Annotated in this window: 21 protein-coding genes; 3 read left to right on the top strand and 18 right to left on the bottom strand. The window is 66.6% G+C overall.

Annotated features, from left to right (window positions below; genetic code table 11):
- Positions 1-50: 50 nt before the first annotated feature.
- From C5O79_RS28840 to C5O79_RS28825, 3 genes are all read right to left on the bottom strand, one after another.
- A complete protein-coding gene (locus C5O79_RS28840; RefSeq protein ID WP_046544782.1) occupies positions 51-1,517 on the bottom strand; it encodes a glutamate synthase subunit beta in 1,467 nt (488 codons plus the stop codon).
- An 85-nt stretch (positions 1,518-1,602) separates the two neighbouring features.
- On the bottom strand, positions 1,603-6,306 hold the full coding sequence (locus C5O79_RS28835) for a glutamate synthase-related protein (protein WP_122473509.1): 4,704 nt from the start codon (positions 6,304-6,306) through the stop codon (positions 1,603-1,605).
- Between the two features lie 289 nt (positions 6,307-6,595).
- Entirely contained in the window at positions 6,596-7,309 is a 714-nt protein-coding gene (locus C5O79_RS28825; protein WP_006477151.1) for a transposase, read from the bottom strand.
- 193 nt (positions 7,310-7,502) lie between these two features.
- On the opposite strand from C5O79_RS28825, the gene C5O79_RS28820 reads away from it, so the two are divergent.
- Positions 7,503-8,228, top strand: a complete 726-nt coding sequence (locus tag C5O79_RS28820) for an OmpW family outer membrane protein (protein ID WP_046544779.1) — start codon at positions 7,503-7,505, stop codon at positions 8,226-8,228.
- Between the two features lie 188 nt (positions 8,229-8,416).
- Here C5O79_RS28820 and ugpQ read toward each other — a convergent pair whose 3' ends face one another.
- From ugpQ to C5O79_RS28760, 12 genes are all read right to left on the bottom strand, one after another.
- Positions 8,417-9,187: a glycerophosphodiester phosphodiesterase gene (gene ugpQ, locus C5O79_RS28815; protein ID WP_122473508.1), complete on the bottom strand. Its 771-nt coding sequence runs from the start codon at positions 9,185-9,187 to the stop codon at positions 8,417-8,419.
- Between the two features lie 28 nt (positions 9,188-9,215).
- On the bottom strand, positions 9,216-10,301 hold the full coding sequence (locus tag C5O79_RS28810; protein WP_039366725.1) for a sn-glycerol-3-phosphate import ATP-binding protein UgpC: 1,086 nt from the start codon (positions 10,299-10,301) through the stop codon (positions 9,216-9,218).
- A 32-nt stretch (positions 10,302-10,333) separates the two neighbouring features.
- Positions 10,334-11,179: a sn-glycerol-3-phosphate ABC transporter permease UgpE gene (ugpE, locus tag C5O79_RS28805; RefSeq protein ID WP_039366729.1), complete on the bottom strand. Its 846-nt coding sequence runs from the start codon at positions 11,177-11,179 to the stop codon at positions 10,334-10,336.
- Positions 11,176-12,060, bottom strand: a complete 885-nt coding sequence (gene ugpA, locus C5O79_RS28800; protein ID WP_039366730.1) for a sn-glycerol-3-phosphate ABC transporter permease UgpA — start codon at positions 12,058-12,060, stop codon at positions 11,176-11,178. The genes ugpE and ugpA overlap by 4 nt, the downstream gene beginning before the upstream one ends.
- A 103-nt stretch (positions 12,061-12,163) precedes the next feature.
- Positions 12,164-13,498, bottom strand: a complete 1,335-nt coding sequence (ugpB, locus tag C5O79_RS28795) for a sn-glycerol-3-phosphate ABC transporter substrate-binding protein UgpB (protein ID WP_046544777.1) — start codon at positions 13,496-13,498, stop codon at positions 12,164-12,166.
- A gap of 90 nt (positions 13,499-13,588) precedes the next feature.
- Positions 13,589-14,797 carry a deoxyguanosinetriphosphate triphosphohydrolase gene (locus C5O79_RS28790; protein WP_081421164.1) on the bottom strand — a complete coding sequence of 403 codons (1,209 nt, stop codon included), beginning with the start codon at positions 14,795-14,797 and terminating at the stop codon, positions 13,589-13,591.
- 41 nt (positions 14,798-14,838) lie between these two features.
- Complete coding sequence (gene aroB, locus C5O79_RS28785; protein WP_122473507.1) at positions 14,839-15,918, bottom strand: 3-dehydroquinate synthase; 1,080 nt, start codon at positions 15,916-15,918, stop codon at positions 14,839-14,841.
- Positions 15,915-16,469, bottom strand: coding sequence for a shikimate kinase AroK (gene aroK / locus C5O79_RS28780; protein WP_039366741.1), 555 nt, complete (start codon positions 16,467-16,469; stop codon positions 15,915-15,917). The genes aroB and aroK overlap by 4 nt, the downstream gene beginning before the upstream one ends.
- Positions 16,470-16,509: 40 nt before the next feature.
- Positions 16,510-18,141, bottom strand: coding sequence for a type IV pilus secretin PilQ (gene pilQ / locus C5O79_RS28775; protein ID WP_122473506.1), 1,632 nt, complete (start codon positions 18,139-18,141; stop codon positions 16,510-16,512).
- Positions 18,138-19,001 (bottom strand): pilus assembly protein, encoded by an 864-nt coding sequence (locus C5O79_RS28770; RefSeq protein WP_122473505.1) that lies wholly within the window; start codon positions 18,999-19,001, stop codon positions 18,138-18,140. The genes pilQ and C5O79_RS28770 overlap by 4 nt, the downstream gene beginning before the upstream one ends.
- Positions 18,998-19,606: a fimbrial protein gene (locus C5O79_RS28765; protein ID WP_122473504.1), complete on the bottom strand. Its 609-nt coding sequence runs from the start codon at positions 19,604-19,606 to the stop codon at positions 18,998-19,000. The genes C5O79_RS28770 and C5O79_RS28765 overlap by 4 nt, the downstream gene beginning before the upstream one ends.
- Positions 19,603-20,529, bottom strand: a complete 927-nt coding sequence (locus C5O79_RS28760; protein ID WP_122473503.1) for a competence protein ComA — start codon at positions 20,527-20,529, stop codon at positions 19,603-19,605. Before C5O79_RS28760 ends, C5O79_RS28765 begins: the two co-directional genes overlap by 4 nt.
- A 220-nt stretch (positions 20,530-20,749) precedes the next feature.
- Between C5O79_RS28760 and C5O79_RS28755 the strand changes: the two genes are divergently transcribed.
- Positions 20,750-23,140: a penicillin-binding protein 1A gene (locus C5O79_RS28755; RefSeq protein WP_047851539.1), complete on the top strand. Its 2,391-nt coding sequence runs from the start codon at positions 20,750-20,752 to the stop codon at positions 23,138-23,140.
- A gap of 89 nt (positions 23,141-23,229) precedes the next feature.
- On the opposite strand, the gene cyaY is transcribed toward C5O79_RS28755, so the two are convergent.
- Positions 23,230-23,559 carry an iron donor protein CyaY gene (gene cyaY / locus C5O79_RS28750; RefSeq protein WP_039366759.1) on the bottom strand — a complete coding sequence of 110 codons (330 nt, stop codon included), beginning with the start codon at positions 23,557-23,559 and terminating at the stop codon, positions 23,230-23,232.
- Positions 23,560-23,595: 36 nt separating this feature from the next.
- Here cyaY and C5O79_RS28745 point away from each other — a divergent pair, with 36 nt between their 5' ends.
- Entirely contained in the window at positions 23,596-23,874 is a 279-nt protein-coding gene (locus C5O79_RS28745) for a lipoprotein (protein ID WP_081421163.1), read from the top strand.
- 79 nt (positions 23,875-23,953) lie between these two features.
- Here C5O79_RS28745 and msrQ read toward each other — a convergent pair whose 3' ends face one another.
- Together msrQ and msrP are read right to left on the bottom strand one after the other, a co-directional pair.
- A complete protein-coding gene (gene msrQ, locus C5O79_RS28740) occupies positions 23,954-24,640 on the bottom strand; it encodes a protein-methionine-sulfoxide reductase heme-binding subunit MsrQ (protein WP_046544768.1) in 687 nt (228 codons plus the stop codon).
- Between the two features lie 20 nt (positions 24,641-24,660).
- A complete protein-coding gene (msrP, locus tag C5O79_RS28735) occupies positions 24,661-25,656 on the bottom strand; it encodes a protein-methionine-sulfoxide reductase catalytic subunit MsrP (RefSeq protein WP_039366768.1) in 996 nt (331 codons plus the stop codon).
- Positions 25,657-25,664 lie beyond the last annotated feature (8 nt).

Below are 25,664 nucleotides of genomic sequence, written 5' to 3'. Positions count from 1 at the left end.
CCGGGCGCCCTTTCGGACGCCCGGTTTCTACGACGGCTACCGACCCGCGCTTAACGCGGCAGGTTCGAATGCCCCATCAGGTACGCATCGACCGAGCGCGCGCACTGGCGGCCTTCGCGGATCGCCCACACCACGAGCGACTGGCCGCGGCGCATGTCGCCCGCCGCGAACACCTTGTCGACCGACGTGTAGTACGAACGATCGCCTTCGGTCGCCGCACGCGCATTGCCGCGCGCATCCTTCGCGACGCCGAATGCCTCGAGCACCGGTGCCGCGGGCTGCGTGAAGCCCATCGCGAGCAGCACGAGGTCGGCCTTCATTTCGAACTCGGAGCCCGGCACTTCCTGCATCTTGCCGTCCTTCCACTCGACACGCACCGCGATCAGCTTCTCGACCTTGCCGTTCTTGCCTTCGAGACGCTTCGTCGCGACCGCCCAGTCGCGCTCGCAACCTTCTTCATGCGACGACGACGTGCGCAGCTTGATCGGCCAGTACGGCCACACGAGCGGCTTGTTTTCCTCTTCCGGCGGCTGCGGCAGCAGCTCGAACTGCGTGACCTGCTTCGCGCCATGACGGTTCGACGTGCCGACGCAGTCCGAACCCGTGTCGCCACCACCGATCACGATCACGTGCTTGCCCTTCGCGAGCAGCTGGTCGACGAGCTTGTCGCCCGCGTTCACACGGTTCTGCTGCGGCAGGAAGTCCATCGCGTAATGCACGCCCGCGAGTTCGCGGCCCGGCACCGGCAGGTCGCGCGGCGTTTCCGAGCCGCCCGCGATCACGACCGCGTCGAATTCTTCCTTCAGCGTCTCCGGCGAGATGGTTTCCTTTGCCAGGCTGCCGATCGACTCGGGCAGTGGATCCTTGCCGATGAACACGCTGGTGCGGAACGTCACGCCTTCCGCTTCCATCTGGCGCATGCGGCGGTCGATCAGCCACTTCTCGAGCTTGAAGTCGGGGATCCCGTAACGCAGCAGGCCGCCGACACGATCGTTCTTCTCGAACACCGTCACGTCGTGGCCCGCGCGCGCGAGCTGCTGCGCGGCGGCGAGGCCCGCGGGGCCCGAGCCGACGACCGCGACCTTCTTGCCCGTCTTGTGCTCGGCCGGCAGCGGCTTCACCCAGCCTTCCGCCCAGGCCTTGTCGATGATCGCGTGCTCGATCGACTTGATGCCGACCGGGTCGTTGTTGATCCCGAGCGTGCACGCTGCCTCGCACGGTGCCGGGCAGATGCGGCCCGTGAATTCCGGGAAGTTGTTGGTCGAATGCAGGACTTCGATCGCCTGCTGCCAGTCCTGGCGGTAAACGAGATCGTTGAAGTCCGGAATGATGTTGTTGACCGGGCAGCCGTTGTTGCAGAACGGGATGCCGCAATCCATGCAGCGCGCGCCCTGGACCTTCGCGTCCGCGTCGGTCAGTGCCGCGACGAATTCCTTGTAGTGCTTCACGCGCGTGAGCGGTGCTTCGTACGCCTCGTGGCGGCGTTCGAACTCCAGAAAACCGGTTGCCTTGCCCATAAGGTGCTCTTCTGTTCGGTGTATCGGGTGGGGGAGCCGCGCGCGGCAGTCATGCGCGCGCGGCATTCGCTATGTCGTTCGTCGCTCAGGCGGCCAGTTCTTCCTTCGCCGCCTTTTTCGCACCGATCTCGCCCAGCGCGCGCTTGTATTCGTGCGGGAACACCTTCACGAACTGGCGGCGCGCCGCGTCCCAGTTTTCCAGCAGCGACTTCGCGCGCGGCGAACCCGTGAACTGGAAATGACGCTCGACGAGCCCCTTGAGCAGCGCTTCGTCCGTCGTGCCTTCGTGCCAGAGCGCGCGGTCGACCGTGCGCTCCTGCTCGGCCTGCTGCAGCACCGGCTCGAGCGCGACCATCGACTTGTTGCACTTGGCCGCGAACGTGCCTTCCGGATCGTAGATGTACGCGAGACCGCCCGACATGCCGGCCGCGAAGTTGCGCCCGGTCTCGCCGAGCACGACGACCGTGCCACCCGTCATGTATTCGCAGCCGTGGTCGCCCGTGCCTTCGACGACCGCCGTCGCACCCGAGTTGCGCACGCAGAAGCGCTCGCCCGCCACACCGCGGAAGAACGATTCGCCTTCGATCGCACCGTACATCACCGTGTTGCCGCAGATGATGTTTTCCTCGGACTTGCCGCGGAAGTCGTTGGTCGGGCGGATGATGATCCGGCCGCCCGACAGGCCCTTGCCGACGTAGTCGTTGCCGTCGCCGACGAGGTCGAGCGTCACGCCCTTCGCAAGGAACGCGCCGAAGCTCTGGCCGGCCGTGCCCTTCAGCTGGATGTGCACCGCGTCGTCGGCCAGGCCGTCGTGGCCGTGCTTCTTCGCGATCACGCCCGACAGCATTGCGCCGACCGTCCGGTTCACGTTGCGCACCGGCTGGATGAACGACACATGCTCGCCGTTCTCGATCGCGGCCTTCGCCTTCTCGATCAGCACGTGGTCGAGCGCGCGCTCGAGGCCGTGATCCTGCACGTCCACGTGACGCGGCGCAACGTCCTCGCACTCTTCCGGCTGATAGAACACACGCGAGAAGTCGAGGCCCTTCGCCTTCCAGTGCTCGATGCCCTTGCGGGTGTCGAGCAGGTCGGCACGGCCGATCAGGTCGTCGAACTTCGCGACGCCGAGCTGCGCCATGATCTCGCGCACTTCCTCGGCGACGAAGAAGAAGTAGTTCACGACGTGCTCGGGCTGGCCCTTGAACTTCGCACGCAGCACCGGATCCTGCGTCGCGACGCCGACCGGGCACGTGTTCAGGTGGCACTTGCGCATCATGATGCAGCCCTCGACGACGAGCGGCGCCGTCGCGAAGCCGAATTCGTCCGCGCCGAGCAGCGCGCCGATCACGACGTCGCGGCCGGTCTTCATCTGGCCGTCGGCCTGCACGCGGATGCGGCCGCGCAGGCGGTTCAGCACCAGCGTCTGCTGCGTTTCGGCGAGGCCGAGTTCCCACGGCGTGCCTGCGTGCTTGACCGACGACAGCGGCGACGCACCCGTGCCGCCGTCATGGCCGGCGATCACGACGTGATCGGCCTTCGCCTTCGCGACACCTGCCGCGACCGTGCCGACGCCGACTTCCGACACCAGCTTCACCGAGATGCTCGCACTCGGGTTCACGTTCTTCAAGTCGTGGATCAGCTGCGCCAGATCCTCGATCGAGTAGATGTCGTGGTGCGGCGGCGGCGAGATCAGGCCGACGCCCGGCACCGAGTAACGCAGCTTGCCGATGTATTCCGACACCTTGTGGCCCGGCAGCTGGCCGCCTTCGCCCGGCTTAGCGCCCTGCGCCATCTTGATCTGGATCTGGTCGGCCGATGCCAGGTACTCGGCGGTGACGCCGAAGCGGCCCGACGCGACCTGCTTGATCTTCGAGCGCAGCGAATCGCCGTCCTGCAGCGGAATATCGCTGACGATTTCATCGCCGATCACCGACTTCAGCGTCTCGCCCGACTTGATCGGAATGCCGCGCAGTTCGTTACGATAGCGCTTCTCGTCCTCACCGCCTTCACCGGTGTTCGACTTGCCGCCGATCCGGTTCATCGCGATCGCGAGGGTTGCGTGCGCTTCCGTGCTGATCGAACCGAGCGACATCGCGCCCGTCGCGAAGCGCTTGACGATGTCCTTCGCCGACTCGACGTTTTCGATCGGGATCGCCTTGGTCGGCTCGACCTTGAACTCGAACAGGCCGCGGAACGTCATGTGACGCTTGGTCTGGTCGTTGATCAGGTGCGCGTATTCCTTGTACGTCTGGTACGAGTTGCTGCGCGTCGCGTGCTGCAGCTTCGCGATCGAATCCGGCGTCCACATGTGGTCTTCGCCGCGCACGCGGTATGCGTACTCGCCGCCCGCGTCGAGCATGTCGCGCAGGACCGGGTTGTCGCCGAACGCGTCGCGGTGCAGGCGGATCGCCTCTTCCGCGACTTCGAACAGGCCGATGCCGCCGACCTTCGACGCCGTGCCCTTGAAGTACTTCTCGACGAGGTCGCTCGACAGGCCGAGCGCTTCGAAGATCTGCGCGCCCGTGTACGACATGTACGTCGAGATGCCCATCTTCGACATCACCTTCTGCAGGCCCTTGCCGACCGCCTTCGTGAAGTTGTAGACGGCCTTCTCCGGCGACAGGTCGCCCGGCAGGCCTTCGGCCATCTTCGCGAGCGTTTCCATCGCGAGGTACGGGTGCACGGCTTCCGCGCCGTAGCCCGCGAGCAGCGCGAAGTGGTGCGTTTCACGCGCGGAGCCCGTCTCGACGACGAGGCCCGTGCTCGTGCGCAGCCCTTGCTGGACGAGGTGCGTGTGGATCGCCGACGTGGCGAGCAGCGCCGGAATCGCGACGTGCTCGGCGTCCGTCTTGCGGTCCGACACGATCAGCATGTTGTAGCCCGACTTCACCGCGTCGACGGCTTCCGCGCACAGCGACGCGAGGCGTGCCTCGATGCCTTCCTTGCCCCAGGCGACCGGATAGCAGATGTTCAGTTCGTACGCGCTGAACTTGCCGCCCGTGTACTGGTCGATCGCGCGGATCTTCGCGATGTCCTTGAAGTCGAGCACCGGCTGCGACACTTCGAGACGCATCGGCGGGTTGATGTTGTTCGTGTCGAGCAGGTTCGGCTTCGGGCCGATGAACGACACGAGCGACATCACCATGTTCTCGCGGATCGGGTCGATCGGCGGGTTCGTAACTTGCGCGAACAGCTGCTTGAAGTAGTGATAGAGCGTCTTGTTCTTGTTCGACATCACCGCGAGCGGCGAGTCGTTGCCCATCGAACCGACGGCTTCCTCGCCCTGCTGCGCCATCGGCGCCATCAGGAACTTCAGGTCTTCCTGCGTATAGCCGAACGCCTGCTGGCGGTCGAGCAGCGCGGCGCCCTGCGTGCGGCCGGCCGCGACTTCCTCGGCCTTCGGCTCGATCTCGTCGAGCTTGATGCGCACCGCGTCGATCCAGCTCTTGTACGGCTTCGCGTTCGCGAGGTTGTCCTTCAGTTCCTTGTCGTCGATGATGCGGCCGTGTTCCATGTCGATCAGGAACATCTTGCCCGGCTGCAGGCGCCACTTCTTGACGATCTTCGATTCGGGGATCGGCAGGGTGCCGGCTTCCGACGCCATGATGACGAGGTCGTCGTCGGTCACGATGTAGCGCGCCGGGCGCAGGCCGTTACGGTCGAGCGTCGCGCCGATCTGGCGGCCGTCGGTGAACGCGATCGCGGCCGGACCGTCCCACGGCTCCATCATCGCGGCGTGGTATTCGTAGAACGCGCGGCGGTTCTCGTCCATCAGCGTGTGCTGTTCCCACGCTTCCGGGATCATCATCATCACCGCATGCACGAGCGGGTAGCCGGCCATCACCAGCAGTTCGAGGCAGTTGTCGAACGATGCGGTATCCGACTGGCCCGGGTAGATCAGCGGCCACAGCTTCGGCAGGTCGTCGGCGAGCACGTGCGACGCGATCGCGCCGGTACGCGCGTTCAGCCAGTTCACGTTGCCCTTCACGGTGTTGATCTCGCCGTTGTGCGCGATCATCCGGTACGGGTGAGCCAGTTCCCATGCCGGGAACGTGTTGGTCGAGAAGCGCTGGTGCACGAGCGCGAGCGCCGACACGACGCGCGCGTCCTGCAGGTCGCGGTAGTACACGCCGACCTGGCCCGCGAGCAGCAGCCCCTTGTAGACGATCGTGCGCGCCGACATCGACGGCACGAAGTATTCCTTGCCGTGCTTGAGCTTCAGCGCCTGGATGCGGTGGCTCGCGGTCTTGCGGATCACGTACAGCTTCCGCTCGAGCGCGTCCGTCACCATGATGTCCTTGCCGCGGCCGATGAAGATCTGGCGGATCAGCGGCTCGCTCGCCTTGACCGTCGGCGAGATCGGCATCGCATGGTCGACCGGCACGTCGCGCCAGCCGAGCACCACCTGGCCTTCGGCCTTCACCGTCCGCTCGAGCTCCTGCTCGCACGCGAGACGCGATGCGTTTTCCTTCGGCAGGAAGATCATGCCGACCCCATATTCGCCGGCCGGCGGCAGGTCCACGCCCTGCTTCGCCATTTCCTCGCGATAGAACGCGTCCGGAATCTGGATCAGGATGCCCGCGCCGTCGCCCATCAGCGGATCGGCGCCGACCGCGCCACGGTGATCGAGATTCTCGAGGATCTTCAGACCCTGCTGGATGATCTCGTGGCTCTTCTTGCCCTTGATGTGAGCGACGAAGCCGACGCCACAGGCGTCGTGTTCGTTTTGCGGGTCGTACAGACCTTGTGCGGCGGGCACCGCGGCGAGCGGCTGCTGGTGGTCGTTCATGGGGACACCGTCGTAAAGGGGGCCTGGAGGCCGTTGAACCATTTTCTTGTTGCCGTCGATCCCGCTCCCGACGGGAGACGGCACGGCCGACAGTGGATGGGCATGCTTCGCCCGGGCCACCGGAATTCGGAATATACGCGACGAATCAAAGGAATAGCAACAAAAACCGCTTGATTGATCCCCAATTAAAAGGACGCCTCGATCTGGTGCCGTTTTATTGGGGCCGTATCGTTTTGGTGCAAAAAGAAGCGGCGCCCGCAGCGCCGCCTCCTGAACCGCCGTTCCTGCGTTACTGCTGGATCGGCGGCGTGTTTTCACGCACCTTTCTGGGGCGTCCGCGCGGCAGCGGCGACACACGCCGGTTCGCGGTACGCGCCGCCCACTCGCGATAATTCTCGCCGCCGAGCACCCAGCCCTTCAACGTCGCCTGCTGCAGCTGGTCGGCCTGCCGCTCGTCGAGCGGCTGTTCGCACAGCTCCTTGTACGCGCGCTGGCGGTCGAACGGCGTATTGCCGAGCGCCCAGTAGAGCGGATGGTCGGTGATCAGGCTGTCGACGGTGAGCCCGACGTGGTGCCGGTAGCTCGACCAGCGATAGGCCTCGGGCGTCGCGACGAGCTGCGCGCGCACCGGGCTCATCTCGACCACGCGGCTCGCGAGCAAGAAATAGCGCTCGCCTTCGATCACGGTCGCGCGATAGCGGCCTTCCCACAGGGTGCCGCGCCGCGAATAGCGCCGGTTGAAATGGGCGACGTAGCGACGGCCGACGGCCTGCATCGCCTTCGGCAGGCTGGCTTCGTCGCTCGGCGTCACGAGCAGTTGCACCTGGCGCGGCAGCAGCACGTAGGCATGCACCGACAGGTGATGATCGCGCGCGGCGGCCTTCAGGCAATCGATGAAGAGTTCGTAGTCCTGGTCGTCGACGAACGCGGGTTGCTGATCCAGGCCGCGCAGTATCACGTGCTGCGGCTGGTCGGGAACGTAGAGTCGTGCTAACCGTGCCATGCTGAATGTCCGTTTGAACGCGTTAGGAAATACCCGGGGGTCCGAAATTGCGCACCTGCGTAGAATGCCTGTCCCCGCTGGGCGCGAAAGCGTACGGTCGTACGAAACCTAGGGAGAAAACTCTAACTTACGAGCTTGTTTGGTTTTAAACGCAGTCGTCATAATGAGCACGCCTTTGATCGGAGGAGACACAATGAAACGAAAACTGGCCATTACGGGGGCCGCAGCGCTCGCATTCGCGGGCGGTACGGCACATGCACAATCCGCAGGTGATTTCTACGTCAGCACCGGCTGGTTCCACCTCGCGCCGCAGGACAGCAGCGACCCGCTGTTCGTCTACGGCGTAGGCGGCACGCCCATCAACCAATCGATTCCCAACACCGGTGCCGGCATCAACGACGCTGATACGCTTGGGCTCGCAACGGGCTACTTCATCACCGACCATATCTCCACCGAGCTCGTCATGGGGATACCGCCGAAGTTCGACATTACCGGCAAGGGTCAGTTCGAAAGATTCGGCGTACTCGGCCGTGCGTACCAGTGGAGCCCCGCCGTATTGCTGCGCTACCACTTCAACGACGCCAACGCGAAGTTCCGTCCGTATGTCGGCATCGGCGCGACGTACGTCTGGTTCACCGGTGCAAAGATCACGAACAGCAGCTTCGAGAACGGCGTGCTCGGCGGCCCGACCAGCGCCACGACCAGCAACCAGTGGGCGCCTGTCTTCAACGCCGGCTTCACGTACAACTTCACGAAACACTGGTTCGCAGGCCTGTCGCTCTCGTACATCCCGGTCAGCGTGACGGCGACCTTTACGACGGCCCGCCGGACGCCGGTCGGCACGCTGACGGAAACGTCGAAGGCCCACATCTCGCTGAACCCGATCGTCACGTACCTGAACGTCGGCTACCGCTTCTAAGCGTAGTCGAATATTTGGGGAATGGTTAATCCTGCTGCAATTTGTAGCGGATTTTTCCTGGCGTAACGTCTCCACGATGCAAAACGCCCCGGCGGAAATCCCGTCGGGGCGTCGTTTTTTCGCGTCAGGCACGTTCCGCGCAAGGGTTTCGCCGGATGCCGCCATGGCTCACGCCGTGGCCGGGGCCATCAGACGACGTCGATGTCGTCCAGCGCATCGGGCTCGATCAGGTCGATACGGTCCGTGCAGACGGCATCGACGCCCCAGCGCGCGAGTTCGCGTGCCCGTTCGAGGTCGTTCACCGTGTAAACCAGGATGCGCAGCCCGGCAGCCTTGATCGCGCGCACGAGCGGTTCGTCGAGCCGGCTGTGGTCTGCATGCAACGATACGCAGTCCAGCGCATCGATCACCTGCGCATGCCAGTCGTTCGGCACGACTTCGTAGAGCATCCCGCGCGGCAGGCCGGGCACGGTCACGCGCGCCTGCTGCAATGCGTCGAACGAGAATGACGACAACAGCGGCGCCACGGCGGCATCGCGCCAGTACGCGGCCGCGTCGGCCGCCACGCGCCGCCCTGTTTCGCGCTCGCGCCCCGGGCACGGCTTGATCTCGACATTCGCGGCCAGCCCGTGCGCGATGCAGCGCGCCGCTGCAGCCTCCAGCGTCGGCATCCGTTCGCCCGCGAAGCGCGCATCGCGCCACGCGCCAGCATCGAGCGCGGCCAGCGCCGCATAACGCATGCCCGCCGCCGCTCCGTGGCCGTTCGAGGTCCGGTCGACCGTGTCGTCGTGCAGCAGGAACGTCACGTCGTCGGCCGACAGCTTCGCGTCGAACTCGACCATCCTGTGACCGCGCCGCGCGCCCTCGTCGAGCGCGGCAAGCGTGTTCTCCGGCGCGAGCGTGCCGCCGCCGCGATGAGCGACGACGCGCGGATAGGGCCAGTCGGTACGGGTGATCATCGTCGGTCTCTTGGCTTGGTCAGCAGGTTCAGCCGGCACGCTTGCCGGTCTCGGGATCGAAGAAATGCAGCCGGTGCGCAGGCAGCGCGGCCGCCAGCGCCGTGCCGCGCGCCGGGCGATCCGCGTGCGGCAGGCGCACCGCGACGTCGTGATTGCCCCAACGGCCGTGCGCGAGATTGTCCGCGCCGAGCAGCTCGCATGAATCGACCGGCAGCGTCGCCTGCGCGACGCCCGGCTGCGGCGTCATGTGTTCGGGCCGCACGCCAAGCACCCAGTCGCGCCCGACGGCGATCTCGCGGCCGATGCCGGGCGCGCCGGAGACCGGCAGCGCGGGGCCGCCGCCCGCGACCGTGAAGGTCGCGCCGTCTTCCGACAGCCGGCCGTGCATCAGGTTCATCGCGGGAGAGCCGATGAAGCCCGCGACGAACACCGTCGCCGGTTTCTCGTACACGTCGACCGGCGCACCGATCTGTTCCGCGTAGCCGCGGTTCATCACGATCACGCGCTGCGCGAGCGTCATCGCCTCGATCTGGTCGTGCGTCACGTACACGCTCGTCGTCGCGAGCCGCGCATGCAGCCGCTGGATCTCGAGCCGCATCTGCACGCGCAGCTTCGCATCGAGGTTCGACAACGGCTCGTCGAACAGGAACACCGACGGCTCGCGCACGATCGCGCGCCCCATCGCGACGCGCTGGCGCTGGCCGCCAGACAGTTCGCGCGGGCGCCGCGCGAGCAGCGGCTCGAGTTCGAGGATCTTCGCGGCCGCGGCCACCCGCGAGTCGATCGTCGCGCGCTCGATCCCGCGGATCTTCAACCCGTAGCCCATGTTCTGCGCAACCGTCATGTGCGGGTACAGCGCATAGTTCTGGAACACCATCGCGATGTCGCGATCCTTCGGCTCCAGCGCGTTGACGACGCGCTCGCCGATCGCGATCTCGCCGTCCGTCACCGTCTCGAGCCCCGCGATCATCCGCAGCAACGTCGACTTGCCGCAGCCCGACGGGCCGACCAGCACGATGAATTCGCCGTCGGCGATCTCCACGTCGATGCCATGCAGCACGTGCTGCTTGCCGTCGTAGGATTTCCTGACGCCCTTCAAGCTCAGCGCAGCCATTCTTGGTCTTTCTCCCGGTTGCCGTCCGTCATTCATTTCTCGGAATCGACGAGGCCGCGCACGAACCAGCGCTGCATCGCCAGCACGACGACGAGCGGCGGGATCATTCCCAGCAGCGTCGCCGCCATCACGTATTGCCATTCGGTCGCGGCGTCGCCGCTCGCGATCATCGTCTTGATGCCCACCACCGCCGTCGACAGCGAGGCCTCCGTCGTGATCAGGATCGGCCACAGATACTGGTTCCAGCCGTAGATGAACGTGATCACGAACAGCGCCGCGATGCTCGTCTTCGACAGCGGCAGCACGACGTCCCAGAAGAACCGCAGCGGCCCCGCGCCGTCGATGCGCGCGGCATCCATCAGCTCGTCGGGCAGCGTCATGAAGAACTGGCGGAACAGGAACGTCGCGGTGGCCGATGCGATCAGCGGCAGCGTGAGCCCCGCGTAGGTGTTCGTCAGATGCAGCGTCGACACGACCTGCACGGTCGGGAAGATCCGCACTTCCACCGGCAACATCAGCGTGACGAAGATCAGCCAGAACGCCGTGTTGCGGAACGGGAAGCGGAAATAGACGATCGCGTACGCGGACAGGATCGACACCGCGATCTTGCCCACCGCGATCCCGAGCGCCATCGCGAAGCTGTTCACGAGCAGGCGGCCGAACGGCGCCGTCGTGCCGCCGCTGCCGTGCCCCCAGATATACGCGACGTTCTCGAACAGGTGCGTGCTCGGCACGAGCGACAGCGGCACCGTGAACACTTCCTGCGCATTCATCGTCGCCGCGCAGAACGCGACGTAGACGGGAAACACGATCAGCACCACACCCGCGATCAGCACCGCGTGGCAGAACAGGTCGAAGCCCTTGCGATTTTCGATCATGCGTATTGCACCCTGCGTTCGACGAAGCGGAACTGGATCACCGTGAGTCCGACGACGATGATCATCAGCACGACCGACTGCGCACCCGAGCTGCCGATGTCGAGCCCCTGGAAGCCCTCCGCGAAGATCTTGTAGATCAGCGTCTTCGTGCTCTGCGCCGGGCCGCCGCCGGTGGCTGCGTCGATCACCGGGAACGTGTCGAAGAATGCATAGACGAGGTTCACGACCAGCAGGAAGAAGCTGGTGGGCGACAGCAGCGGCAGCACGATGTTGAAGAAGCGCCGCACCGGCCCGGCGCCGTCGATCGCGGCCGCCTCGATCAGCGAGCGCGGGATTGCCTGCAGGCCCGCGTAGAAGAACAGGAAGTTGTAGCTCACCTGTTTCCACACCGACGCGAGCACGACCAGGAACATCGCCTGGCCGCCGTTCAGCGCGTGGTTCCACACGATGCCGCTCTTCGCGAGCGCATAGGTGATCAAGCCGATGCTCGGGTTGAACAAGAATGCCCACAATACGGCTGCGATCGTCGGCGCGACCGCATACGGCCAGATCAGCAGCGTGCGGTACACGCGCGCGCCGCGGATCACGCGATCGGCGCACGCGGCGAGAATCAGCGACACGACCAGTCCGCTCACCGTAACGAGTGAACTGAATACGAGCGTCGTGCGGAACGAATCGAGATACAGCGGATCGGCGAACAGGTGCGTGAAGTTCGCGAGGCCGACGAATTCGCTCGACGTGCCGAACGCGTCCTGCATCTGCGTCGACTGCCACAGCGCGACGCCGGCCGGCCACAGGAAGAACACGGCGGTGATCGCGAGCTGCGGCGCGATCAGCAGGTACGGCAACAGGCTCGTACCGAAACGGGAACGGGATTGCATCGCGGATATCCGGTCAGGCGCAACGGAAAGGTGGCCGTGCCGCCAGCCGGCGCGTGCATCCGGACAGGATGCGACGCGGCAGGCGGCACGGTGCGATGCGGGCTCAGCCGCCCGACTTCTCGAAGCGGCGCAACAGTTCGTCGCCGCGCGACGCGGCCGAATCGAGCGCGTCCTTCGGCGACTTCTTCTGCGCCCAGACCTGTTCGAACTCCTCGTCGACCACCGTGCGGATCTGCGGCATGTTGCCGAGACGCAGCCCCTTCGTGTACGGCAGCGGCGGCTTGTTCAGCATCTGCTTGATCGCGGTTTCGGCGCTCGGGTTCTTCGCGTAGAAGCCCTGCTGGCGCGTGAGGTCGTACGCGGCGGTCGTCACGGGGAGGTAACCCGTGTCCTGGTGCCATTTCGCGGCAACCGCCGGGGAGGCCAGGAACGCGAGGAATTTAGCGACGCCCTTGTAGGTCGCCGGATCCTTGCCCGCCAGCACCCACAGGCTCGCGCCGCCGATGATCGCGTTCTGCGGTGCACCCTTCACGTTCGCGTCGTACGGCATCATGCCCGTGCCGTAGCTGAACTTCGCGAACTTCTGCACGTTCGCGAGCGCGCCCGACGACGTCGTCATGATCCCGCAGTCGCCGCTGTAGAACTTCGCCGACGCTTCATCCTTGCGGCCCGCGTACGTGAACGTGCCGTCCTTCGCCATCTGCTGCAGGAACGAGATGTGTGCGATCTGCTGCGGCTTGTTGAACTCCAGAACGGCGTCGGCGCCGTCGAAGCCGTTGTTGCGGCTCGCGAACGGCAGCCCGTGCCACGCGCTGTAGTTCTCGAGCTGGATCCAGCCCTGCCAGCCGGTCGTGAAGCCGCATGCCATCCCCGACTTGCGCAGCTTCTCGGCATCGGCCTGCACGTCGGCCCACGTCTTCGGCGGCTGGTTCGGATCGAGGCCGGCCTTCTTGAACGCGTCCTTGTTGTAGTACAGCACCGGCGTCGAGCTGTTGAACGGCATCGATACGAGATGGCCCGTCTTCGCGTCGCTGTAGTAGCTCGCGATGGTCGGCACGAACCCTTTCTCGTCGAGCGGCACGCCGGCCTGCTTGAACACGTCGTAGACCGGCACGACGGCCTTCTTCGCCTGCATCATCGTGGCCGTGCCGACTTCATAGACCTGGAGGATCGCCGGTGCGTTGCCGCTGCGATAGGCGGCGATGCCGGCTGCGAGCGCCTGGTCGTAGGTGCCCTTGAATACCGGCACGATCTTGTAGTCGCTCTGCGACGCGTTGAACTGGTCGGCGATCGCATTGACCCGCTCGCCGAGCGCGGCTTCCATCGCATGCCAGAACTGGATTTCAGTCGCGGCGAGCGCCACGTGCTGCGCCCCGAACATCAGCGCGCCGCCGAGCGCGATCGAACGAACCAGTGTCCCCGCAGGCTTCTTCTTCATCGACCTCTCTCCTATGAAAACGTTACCAACAGCGTGTGCAACATTCCCGTCGCCATTGAACCGGCGAAGTCTAGTGATCGTTTGTGACAGTCAGTTGTCGCTGATGACGAACAGGCGCTGATACTCCTTCAGCGCGAAGCGGTCGGTCATGCCGGCGATGTAGTGCGCAACGAGGCGCGGCTGCTGCGCGGCGTCGTCGGACTGGTAAGGCGGCGGCAGCAGGCGCGGATCGTCGATGAACGCATCGAACAAACCGGTGACGACGCGCTGCGCCTTGCTCGCCATGCGCATCACCTTGTAGTGGCGATAGAGGTTCTTGAAGAGGAAACGCTTGAGGGCGGCCGCCTGCGCGGCGACAGATTCGCTGTGCGACACGAGCGGCGGCGCGGCGCGCACGTCGTCGAGCGACGCCGGCGCGACGCGCGCGAGATTGCGCGTGGTTTCGTCGATCAGGTCGACGATCAGCGTGTTGATGATGCGGCGCACCGTCTCGTGCACGAGGCGGCGGCCTTCGAGGTTCGGGAATTCGGCGAGCGCAGCCTCGTAGTGGCGTTGCCACAGCTCGACTTCCGCGAGTTGCTCGATCGTGATCAGGCCGGAACGCAGGCCGTCGTCGACGTCGTGGTTGTTGTACGCGATCTCGTCCGCGATGTTGGCGAGCTGCGCTTCGAGCGATGGCTGGCGGCCCTGCAGGAAGCGCTCGCCGAGTGCGCCGAGCTTGCGCGCATTCTCGCGCGAGCAGTGCTTCAGAATGCCTTCGCGCGTCTCGAAGCACAGGTTCAGTCCGTTGAACGCGCCATAGTGCTCCTCGAGCTCGTCGACGACCGCCAGGCTCTGCAGGTTGTGCTCGAAGCCGCCGTGGTCGCGCATGCAGGCATTCAGTGCGTCCTGCCCGGCATGGCCGAACGGCGTATGGCCGAGATCGTGTGCGAGGGAAATCGCCTCGACGAGATCCTCGTTCAGACGCAGGTTGCGCGCGACCGAGCGCGCGATCTGCGCGACTTCGAGGCTGTGCGTGAGGCGAGTGCGGAACAGGTCACCTTCGTGATTGACGAAGACCTGCGTCTTGTATTCGAGCCGGCGAAATGCGGTCGAGTGAACGATGCGGTCGCGGTCGCGCTGGAATTCGGTACGCGCCGCCGGCGGCGTCTCCGGATGGCGGCGGCCGCGCGACTGCGACGCGTGTGCGGCATACGGAGCGAGATGGGCTTCCAGCGCCGCCAGCGTCGGCGGCTCGGCAACCGGCGCAGCGGATGCGCGACCGGCTTCGGGCAGTGTGCTGCTGGATGTCTCGCTCACGTCTCCTCCATGTCTGGGGCGCCGGGGCATCCGGGCCGCCGTTAGCGGGTGGTCTGCGCCAGTGTAGCGGACACGACCTCGTCCGGCGCCTGCGTGATCAGCGTATCGCCGAATCGCTTCAACAGGATGAACTTGATCGCTCCGGCCTCGGCCTTCTTGTCGACGCGCATCAGGTCCATGTAGCGCGCGTCGCCGAGCGCGGGCCCGCGGGTCGGCAGATGCGCGGCCGCGATCACCGCATCGAGGCGCTGCCGCGAAGCTTCGTCGAGCAGGCCGAGCCGCACCGACAGGTCGCCCGCCATCACCATCCCGCAGCCGACCGCCTCGCCGTGCAGCCACTCACCGTAGCCGAGCCCGGCCTCGATCGCATGACCGAACGTATGGCCGAAGTTCAGGATCGCGCGCAGGCCGCCTTCGCGTTCGTCGGCTGCCACCACGCTCGCCTTGATCTCGCACGAGCGCTTCACCGCATGTGCGAGCGCAGCCGGATCGCGACGGTTCAGCGCGTCGACGTTCGCCTCGATCCAGTCGAAGAATTCAGCATCGGCGATCGCGCCGGTCTTGATGACTTCGGCGACGCCGGCCGCCAGTTCACGGTCGGGTAGTGTCGTCAGCGCGCCGATGTCCGCGATCACGGCCTGCGGCTGGTAGAACGCGCCGATCATGTTCTTGCCGAGCGGGTGGTTGATGCCGGTCTTGCCGCCGACCGACGAGTCGACCTGCGACAGCAGCGTCGTCGGCACCTGGATGAACAGCACACCGCGCATGTAGCACGCGGCCGCAAAGCCCGTCATGTCGCCGATCACGCCGCCGCCGAGCGCGACGAGCGTCGTCTTGCGGTCCGCGCGGTCGGTCAGCAGGCCGTCGAAGATCAGGTTCAGCGTTTCCCAGTTCTTGTACGCCTCGCCGTCCGGCAGCACGACCGTCGACACGCGCTTGCCGAGCGGCGCAAGCGCCGCGCGCAGTGCATCGCCGTAGAGCGGATCGACCGTCGTGTTCGTGACGATCGTGACGGACGAACCCTTGATGTGCGGGGCGAACAGCTCGGCGCGGCCGATCAGGCCGGCGCCAATGTGAATCGGGTAGGCGCGGTCGCCCAGGTCGACGTTGACAGTAATCATGCTTGTAGCGGTTTGGCGATGACGCCGGCCAGTTCGAGTTGCATCAGCACCATGTTGACGAGACCGTTGACCGAGGGACGGCCGGTCTCGATGACGAAATCCGCGCATTCGCGGTACAGCGGGTCACGTACCTCGTACAGCGCTTCGAGACGCCCCTTCGGATCTTCGGTCTGCAGCAGCGGGCGGTTCTTGTCCTTGCGCGTGCGCAGCCACAGATCGTGCGGATTGGCGCGCAGGTAGACGACGATCCCATGGCTTTTCAGGCAGTCGCGGTTTTCCGGGCGCAGCACCGCACCGCCGCCCGTCGCGAGCACGATGTTCTCGCGCTGCGTGAGATCGGCGATCACCTGCGTTTCGCGATCGCGAAACCCGGCCTCGCCCTCCATTTCGAAGATCACCGGAATGCGCGCGCCCGTGCGGGCCTCGATTTCGTGGTCGGAGTCGAAGAACGTCCTGTCGAGACGACGCGCGACCGCACGGCCCACGGTGGTCTTACCCGCTCCCATAAGGCCGACGAAAAATACGTTTGCATGTGGGTCCCGCGCTTGCAACGGCTTCCTCTGCTTCAATCTTGCTGGTGTGTGGCGCAGCTTACTGGCAAAGCGGCTGCCTTGTCGAGCCTGCGCCGGCGGCTTCAGGCCCCGTTTTCTCGGCATCCGCGCCGCCCGCGCCGCGCGCATTGCAGCGCGCATCGACGACGGTCGGCGTGATGAAGACGACCAGTTCGTTACGCTGATCGCGTTGCGCGCGGTGCCGGAAAAGCGCGCCCAGAAACGGTATTTTGCCCAAGAGCGGCACGCGCGTCACATCGTTCCGGTTCAGTTGTTCATAGATCCCGCCGATCGCGACCGTCCCGCCGTTCTCGACCTCGACGCGCGTCTGAACGTGTTTCGTATGGATCGCCGGACCGGCTGCCGTCGGCTCGCCGATACTGTCCTTCGTCACGTCCAGGTCGAGCACCACGCGCCCGTCCGGCGTGATCTGCGGCTCGACCTCGAGCTTGAGCGTCGCCCGGCGGAACTGCACGCCGCTCACGCCGTTGCCGACCTTAGCCTGGTACGGCAGCTCCGAGCCCTGTTCGACGATGGCCTTGACGCGATCTGCGGTCACCACGCGCGGACTCGAAACGATCTGGCCCCGACCTTGCGCCTCGAGCGCGCTCAGTTCGACGTCGAGCACACGGCTGAGCGGCGCGGCGAACAGCGTAAAGCCGGCGGTTGCCGCTTCGAAGCCGCCGAGCGGCCGCGCAGCCAGGTCGAGCGCATTGCGGGCACCGGTCGCAAACGTGGCGCTCTCGCCCGACGGCGGTCGCCCCTGCGCCCTCAGCGCGACACGCGCGCCGAGATTGCGCGAAAACCCCTGCTCGCCCTCGACGATGCGGGCCTCGATCCGGACCTGCCGCGACGGCCGGTCGATCGCCTCGATCAGGCTCGCGATCTGGTCGAGACGCGGCGCGAGATCGGTGACGAACAACAGGTTCGTGCGCGGATCGGCCGCCGCGGCGCCACGCTTCGACAGCAGGCGCTGGCCGGTCGCTCCGGCCAGCAGTCGTTGCACGTCTTGCGCACGCGGGTAGTGCAGCGCGAACGTCCGGCTCGCAAGCGGCTCCAGATCGGCGGCCCGCGCGTGCATTTCGAAGCGCTCGCGTTCGCGCGCGGCCAGCTCGGCCGCTGGCGTGACCCATATCACGTTGCCCCGCCGGGACATCGCGAGCCCGTGCGTATCGAGCAGCGTGTCGAAGGCATCGCGCCAAGGCACATTGTTCAGACGTAACGTGATGGTGCCGCGCACCTGCTCGCCGACGACGATATTGAGGCCGGTGAACCGCGCGAACGCGTCGAACGCGGCCGTGAGCCCTGCTCCCTGCAAATTCAGCGAGATCCGCCTCGTGTCGTCCGCATCGCCCGGTTGCCGGGCCGAAGCGTCCCCCATCCGGGCCGGCAGCGCCAACGGGATCGGCGGCCCCTCCAGCCCTGGCGCCGGGGTGGCGGCCTGCGCCTGAAGCGCCGCGCGAGCCGCCTGGTCGAACGGCGGCGGGCCGGCCTCCGTCGCTACGGTGTGATCCGCACCGTCCACCGCGCCTTGTGGCAACGGCAGGCCCGGCACCTGCGTATCCAACGATGCGGCAGGCCAGACGGCCGGCAGCGGCGGCAATGACGCGCTTGCACTGGCCGCGGTCAATCCGGCCCAGACGGCAAGCACCCGGCTTCCGTGCTTGATCATGGCCGCCTCCCATCGTCAAGAGTGACCCGGTACGCGCCGTCCGCTGTCGCGAGCGTCACGGTGACGGGATCGACTCGCACCACCCGCGCGGCCCCAAGGGTATCGCCGGGGACCACGGCCGTGAACGTGCCGTCACCGTCGTCGAACAGCGCAAGACCGGTACGCCTGTCGCGAATCGTGCCGGCCAGGCGGGCAGCCGCCCCCTCCGCTTCGGACGAACCGGCCTCGCCGAACGGATCGGCGCCGGGCACGTCGGCCAGAACCGGCGCCTCCCCGCCCGTGGACGTTGGCGCCGGCAACTCCGGAAACACGTCGACGGACATTTCCACGCGCGCGGCCTCCCTTCCCCGTTCGACACGCAGCGCGTACGGCACTGCCAGCACCGGGAAGCGGGCCAGCCCGCCGACCATCTGCCGCAACGCGTGAAAGCCGCCGTCCGCGACGATACGCACCGTGCGCCTGCCGTCCGGCACCGCGCCATCGGCGCGCAGCGGTTCGATCGATATGTCGCGCAGCCCACTCGACGCGGCGCGATCCGCCAGTTCCAGCATCAACGCAGCCCATTCCGGCGTACGCGGCGCGCGATCGCCGTGTGCCGCCGCCGGCACGCCGCGTTGCCGTGCCGCGGCTGCCAGGACACGCCGCGCGTCGGCCTCTCGCATCTGCGCCGCTGCGAGCAACGCGCGGCTATGCGCGAGCCCGCTCCAGTCGGCGGCATTCACCAGATGAATGCCGCCCACCAGCACGGCCGCGAATGCGAGCCCGCAGCCTGCGACGTGCGCAGCCGCCGGCGACACGCGCCGCATGCCGCCCCGCCATCCGTCGCCGCGCAGTGCGGACCGATGCGCGAGCGCGGTCATGCGCCACCTCCCGACGCTTCCCGGGATGCCATCGCGTCGTGCCAGCGCAGCCGGACCGAGAACCGGAACGGCATCCCGCCCGTAACGACCGGAGCATCGGAAGCAGGCTTCAACACATCGATGTCGATCCGCCAGCCACGTTGCTCGCGTGCCATCCCCGCGAGCCATCGCGCGGCCGCCCGGTAGCTCGAGGCGCGTGCATCGATCACGGCACCGGCGGACGTCGTGCGCAGCGCGTCGAGCCGGACGGTGCCGTCGCGCACCTGCGCCAGCGTGGCCAGTAGCCCTGCGACGTGCTGATAAGGCGCGGCAAGCGCGGCCGCCTGCGCGTCGCGTTGCGCGGCAACGGCCGCTGCCTTGGCGGCGCGCGTCGCGGCCCCCACCTGCGGCTGCAACTGCCGCAGCCGCGCCTCCACACTCGCGCGCTCGGCATCCACGCGCCACCGCGCCCCGGTGACAACGCCCGTCCACAGGCCGGCGCCGAGCACACCGAACAGAATCGCCGCACCGCACTGCGCGGCCCGGCGACGTCGCAACGCCTGCGCCAGCCGCTCGCGATATGGCAGCAGGTTGAAACAGCCCGGCTCCGCCCGACAGGCCGTCATTCCCACACCCCGCGCAATGCCAACCCGAATGCGACAGCCCATGCCGTGCTGCCCGGGATGCCGGCGGGCAAGCACGGGTGCCCGCTCCAGCCCGTGCAGTCGAACGACACCGCAACCGCGCCGAGCACGTCGCCAATCTCGGCGACAGACGTATCGAAGCGGGCGATACACCGTTCGTCCCCGGACACGAGTACGCAGCACACCGCCCCGAGCGCGCGCTGGCGCAATGCATCGGAAAACGCCCCCGGCACGGCGCCGGACAACGTCAGCACCGGTACGGCCAACGGACCGTCGATTCGCCAGCCGTGCACGCCCGAATCATGGAACCAGAGCGCCGCGTAGGGGCCCGCCTGCGCGTCGGGTTCGAATTGCGCGGCATAGCGCAACGCGCGCAGCGCCGCTGCCGACTCGCCGTCGACCACCGTCAGGTCGACACCGGCCTGGGCGGCCACGTCGATCCGCCGTTCGAGCAGCGCCAGCGGGGCCACGGCAACCTCGATCTCGCCTGCTCCCGCGCCGCCCTCCTGCCGCCAGTCGAACGCGAGGCTATCCGGCGCCAGCCCCGAGATGCGTTCGGCCGCCTGCCGCGCGGCGTCCTCGATGTCGCCGCGCCCGGCCAGGTCGAGCGTCGCGGTGCGCATCTCGTCATCGTGCAACGCCATCACGCCGCGCGCGTCGCACCGCACGCCGGCCGCCGACAACCTCGACACGGCGGCGGCAAGCGCCCGCGCGACCGCCGCCCAGCGCGCATCCTCCGGCCCGCCCGCCAACCCGACCGGCTCCCGCTCGAGCCCCTCGACGCACACGTCCCCGCCCCGGCCGCGCCGGCTCAGCACGACCACTCTCACCTCATCCGCGCCAACGTCGATTCCCGTCGACCGGTGCCCACCCTGCGCAAACCGTGCTCGCCATCGTCCCGCCATCCCAGTCTCCCGAAATCGTCGCGGCCCATGCCGCGCTTCCAAGACCAGATTCTGCAAATCGGCGCGTGCGGCCGACAGTCGGCCTAACGGCCAGCATCCGCTCGCGACGGCCATGCGCGGGCTATGCTGGAAGCACGCCAGGCCGCGTGTTTGCGGCGGGAGCCCCCCGCGTCAGGACCGGTCTTACCGGGCAGCTATAATCGCGGGACTGTTTTCCGGTATGCCTATGCAATCCACGACTCCTACGTCCCCGCCTCCCGCCCCGGAGCCGAAGAAGCGGCCCTGGTGGCAAAAAGTCCTGCTCGGATTCGCCACGATGTGCATAGCGCTCGTCTTGGCCGGCGGCCTCGTGCTCGGCTACGCGCTCGTCGTCGCGTGGCCGAACATGCCGTCGCTCGACGCGCTGACCGACTATCGGCCGAAGGTGCCGCTGCGCATCTATACGTCCGATCACGTGCTGATCGGCGAATTCGGCGAAGAGCGCCGCGACGTCGTCCATTTCAAGGACGTGCCCGACTCGCTGAAGAAAGCGATCCTCGCGATCGAGGACGCGCGCTTCTACGATCACGGCGGCGTCGACCTCACCGGCATCGTCCGCGCCGGCTTCGTCGCGCTGACGAACGGCCATGCGTCGCAGGGTGCGAGCACGATCACGATGCAGGTCGCGCGCAACTTCTTCCTGTCGAGCGAGAAGACCTACACGCGCAAGATCTACGAGATGCTGCTCGCGTACCGGATCGAGCGTGCGCTGACGAAGGATCAGATTCTCGAGGTCTACATGAATCAGATCTATCTCGGCCAGCGCGCTTACGGCTTCGCGAGCGCCGCGCGGGTCTACTTCGGCAAGGACCTGAAGGACATCACGCTGGCCGAAGCCGCAATGCTCGCGGGGCTGCCGAAGGCGCCGTCCGCGTACAACCCGGTCGTGAACCCGAAGCGGGCGAAGGTGCGCCAGGAATACATCCTGCAACGGATGCTCGAGCTGAACTTCATCTCGCGCGAACAGTACGACGAGGCCGTCGCACAGCCGCTCGTCGTCAAGGGTCCGGGCCGCGATTTCAGTGTGCACGCCGAGTACGTCGCGGAAATGGTCAGACAAATGATGTACGCGCAGTACCGTGAGGAAACCTACACGCGCGGCTTCAACGTCGTCACGACGATCGACTCCGCGGACCAGCAGGTCGCGTACACCGCACTGCGCAAAGGCATCATGGATTACGAACGCCGGCACGGCTACCGGGGGCCGGAAGGTTTCATCGAACTGCCGGCCGGTGCCGACGACCGCGAACAGGCGATCGACGATGCGCTGCTCGAACACCCCGACAACGGCGAACTGATCGCCGCGGTCGTCACGGCCGCCAGCCCGCGCCAGATCACGGTCGCGTTCATCGATGGCAGCAATGCGACGATCGAGGGCGACAACCTGCGCTTCGCGTCGGGCGCGCTGTCGGCCAATGCGCAGCCGAATCGCCGCATCCGCCCGGGCGCGATCGTCCGCGTCGTGAAGAACGACACCGGCAAATGGTCGATCACGCAGTTGCCGCAGGTCGAAGGGGCATTCCTGTCGATCGTTCCGCAGGACGGCGCGATCCGCTCACTCGTCGGCGGCTTCGACTACAACAAGAACAAGTTCAACCACGTCACGCAGGCGTGGCGGCAGCCGGGTTCGTCGTTCAAGCCGTTCATCTATTCGGCGTCGCTCGACAAGGGCCTCGGGCCGGCAACCGTGATCAACGACGGCCCGCTGTATTTCAGCGCCGCCGAAACGGGCGGCCAGCCGTGGGAGCCGAAGAACTACGGCGGTGGCTTCGAGGGCCCGATGTCGATGCGCACCGCGCTGCAGCGCTCGCGCAACCTCGTGTCGATCCGGATCCTGAACCACATCGGCACGAAGTACGCGCAGCAGTACATCACCCGCTTCGGCTTCGACGCCGAACGCCATCCGGCCTACCTGCCGATGGCACTCGGCGCGGGCCAGGTCACGCCGCTGCAGATGGCGGGCGCGTACTCGGTCTTCGCGAACGGCGGCTATCGCGTCAATCCGTACCTGATCGCCGAAGTCACCGACCCGAACGGCGCGATCGTCGTGCGCGCGCAGCCGCTCGTCGCCGAGCAGAATGCGCCGCGCGCGATCGACCCGCGCAACGCGTACGTGATGAACAGCCTGCTGCAGAGCGTCGCGCAGCGCGGCACGGGCGCACGGACCAACGTGCTGAAGCGCACCGACCTCGCGGGCAAGACCGGCACGACGAACGACTCGCACGACGCGTGGTTCGCCGGCTACCAGCACACGCTCGCCGCGATCGCGTGGATCGGCTACGACAATCCGCGCAGCCTCGGCGATCGCGAAACGGGGGGCGGCCTGTCGCTGCCGGTCTGGATCGACTACATGGGCGCCGCGCTGAAGGGCGTGCCCGAGTTCAAGCCGACGGTGCCCGACGGCGTCGAGTCGCTCGGCGGCGAGCTGTACTTCACCGAGTTCGCGCCAGGCCACGGCTTCGTGTCGACGGTCGGCGTACCGCAGGCGCCGGCCGCGCAGAACGTGGACGCCACCGTGCCGCATGTCGACGAGCAGGAAAAGCAGGACATCATGAACCTGTTCGCGCACTGACCACCGGCCCGGACATGAAAAAAGCGCCCCGCGGGGCGCTTTTTCTTTGGCGGCGAGTCGAGGCACAGCCCCGGCTTCGGCCGGAGCGGTTACGGCGCGCTGAACGTGATCGGCAGGCCGGCCTGCTGCGTCGCGTATTCGGTGAGCGCCGAGAAAAACTCGGTGCCCGTGCGCGTATCGCGCCATTCGCCATCGATGAAACGGTAGTGGAAACCGCCCGCCTTCGCGGCGATCCACACTTCCTTCATCGGCGGCTGCAGGTTGACGATGATCTTCGAGCCGTTCTCGAACGTCAGCGTCAGGACGCTGCCGTTGCGCTCCAGATCGATGTCGTGATCGCCATCGTTGGCGTCGTCGACGGTACGCTCGACGGCCGCCAGCACGGCCTCGGCACGGGTCAGGTATTCGGTATCGGACATGCTAAACTCTATCGGTTCAATTGTTCAGGGACGATCATGCGAGTCGTTTTCCGGATGAGCGCGATTGTAGCGGCTTTGGCGATTCTTGCCGGCTGCGGTCAAAGCGGCGCGCTCTATCTGCCCACCGTGCCTCCGATGCCCAAGCCACTCCAGCAGCAGGACACACCGCCGTCGGACGTGAAGCCGACCGATGAAAACGCATCGTCCGACAGCGTGCCCGATTCGTCCGGCACGCCGCTCACGCTGTCACCCGAATTGTCGAGCAGCGCATCGTCCATGCCTGCGCCGGCGTCGAGCCCGGCCGTCGCGAAGTAACGGCGCGCCGCCTGCAAGGCTCACGAAACAAGGCGATGACTTCCCGGTCATCGCCTTTTGTTTTTTTCAGGCTGCGCCGTCACGCGCGCACGCGCCGCCATCCCCATGCGATGAGCCGCCAGCCGAGCAACGCGGCCACGATTGCCGCATAAAGCTTCGGCTGCGCGAGATTGTGCTTGCCGGCCCTCATCCACCAGAAGTGCAGCACACCGAATAGCGCGATCGCGTAGATCGCGCTGTGCAGCGTCGCCCAGTGGCGGCCCAGGCGGCGCACCATCGCGCGCGGCGACGTTGCCGCGAGCGGAATCAGCAGCACGAACGCGGCAAAACCGACCGTGATGAACGGGCGCTTGCCGACGTCCTTCAGGATCTCGACGACGTCGAACCACTTGTCGAACCACAGGTAGGTCGTGAAGTGCAGCGTCGCGTAGAAGAACGCGAACAGCCCGATCATCCGGCGAAAGCGCAGCAGCGTGGCGAACCCCGTCATGCGCCGAAGCGGCGTGACGGCGAGCGTGATGCACAGGATCACGAGCGTCCAGAGGCCCGTCGAGCGCGTGATGAACTCGATCGGATTCGCGCCGAGTCGGTCGGTCAGCCCGAACAGCACGAGACGCGCGAGCGGATAAAGGCCGGCCGCGAAAACCAGCACCTTGGCCGGCGCAAGCCAGCGCGGTGCGGCGGGACGGACCGCGCCGCTCCGTGCGGCACGGGCAGCCTGGCCAGCGCGGGCAGTAGGCGCGGCCGTCAACGTCGAAGGGGGCATGTCGTTTCTCACCGTCGCCCTCAGAAATTCTTCTTCAGGTCCATGCCTTGGTACATCGACGCGACCAGGTCGCCGTAGCCGTTGAACATCAGCGTCTTGCGCTTCGGCGTGAAAAAGCCGTCCTCGCCGATGCGCCGCTCGGTCGCCTGGCTCCAGCGCGGATGATCGACGTTCGGGTTCACGTTCGAATAAAAGCCGTACTCGTTCGCGGCGTACGTATTCCAGCTCGTCTTCGGCTGCTTGTCGACGAAGCGGATCTTCACGAGCGACTTCGCGCTCTTGAAGCCGTACTTCCACGGCACGACGATCCGCACCGGCGCGCCGTTCTGGTTCGGCAGCACCTGCCCGTAGACGCCCATCGTCAGCAGCGTCAGCGGATTCATCGCCTCGTCCATCCGCAGCCCTTCCGAGTACGGCCAGTCGAGCACGGGCGTCGAGAGGCCGGGCATCTGCGACGGATCGGCCAGCGTGACGAACTGCACGTATTTCGCGTTGCCGGTCGGCTGCACGCGCTTGATCAGCTCGGACAGCGGCACGCCGATCCACGGGATCACCATCGACCATCCCTCGACGCAGCGCAGCCGGTACACGCGCTCCTCGAGCGGCGCGAGCTTCAGCAGCTCGTCGAGATCGAACACCTTCGGATGCAGCACCTCGCCCTCGACGCTCACACGCCACGGGCGCGGCCGCAGCGTGCCGGCGTTCTGCGCGGGGTCGCTCTTGTCGGTGCCGAATTCGTAGAAGTTGTTGTAGGTGGTGATGTCCTTGAACGGCGTCACCTTGTCGGCTGCGACGAACTTCGGATTCGTCTTCGCCGCAAGCTTCGCGGCCCGCGCATCGGGCGACGCATAGGCGGCCCATGCTGCGCCGCTGCCACCGAGCAGCCCGCCCGCCGCCGCGAGGCCGGCCGCCTGCAATACGCGCCGCCGGTTCTCGAACACCGCACGCGGCGTGATTTCGCCGGGTGCAATATCGCCGCCGGTCAGTACGTTCCGCAAAGGGCGTTTGATCCACATCGTGCTGC

Origin of the sequence: Burkholderia sp. SRS-25 (genome assembly GCF_004343765.1) — a bacterium.
Classification (GTDB): Bacteria; Pseudomonadota; Gammaproteobacteria; order Burkholderiales; family Burkholderiaceae; genus Burkholderia; species Burkholderia contaminans.
The sequence above is the reverse complement of the archived record's forward strand: the minus strand, read 5'-3'. Positions and strand labels throughout refer to the sequence as shown.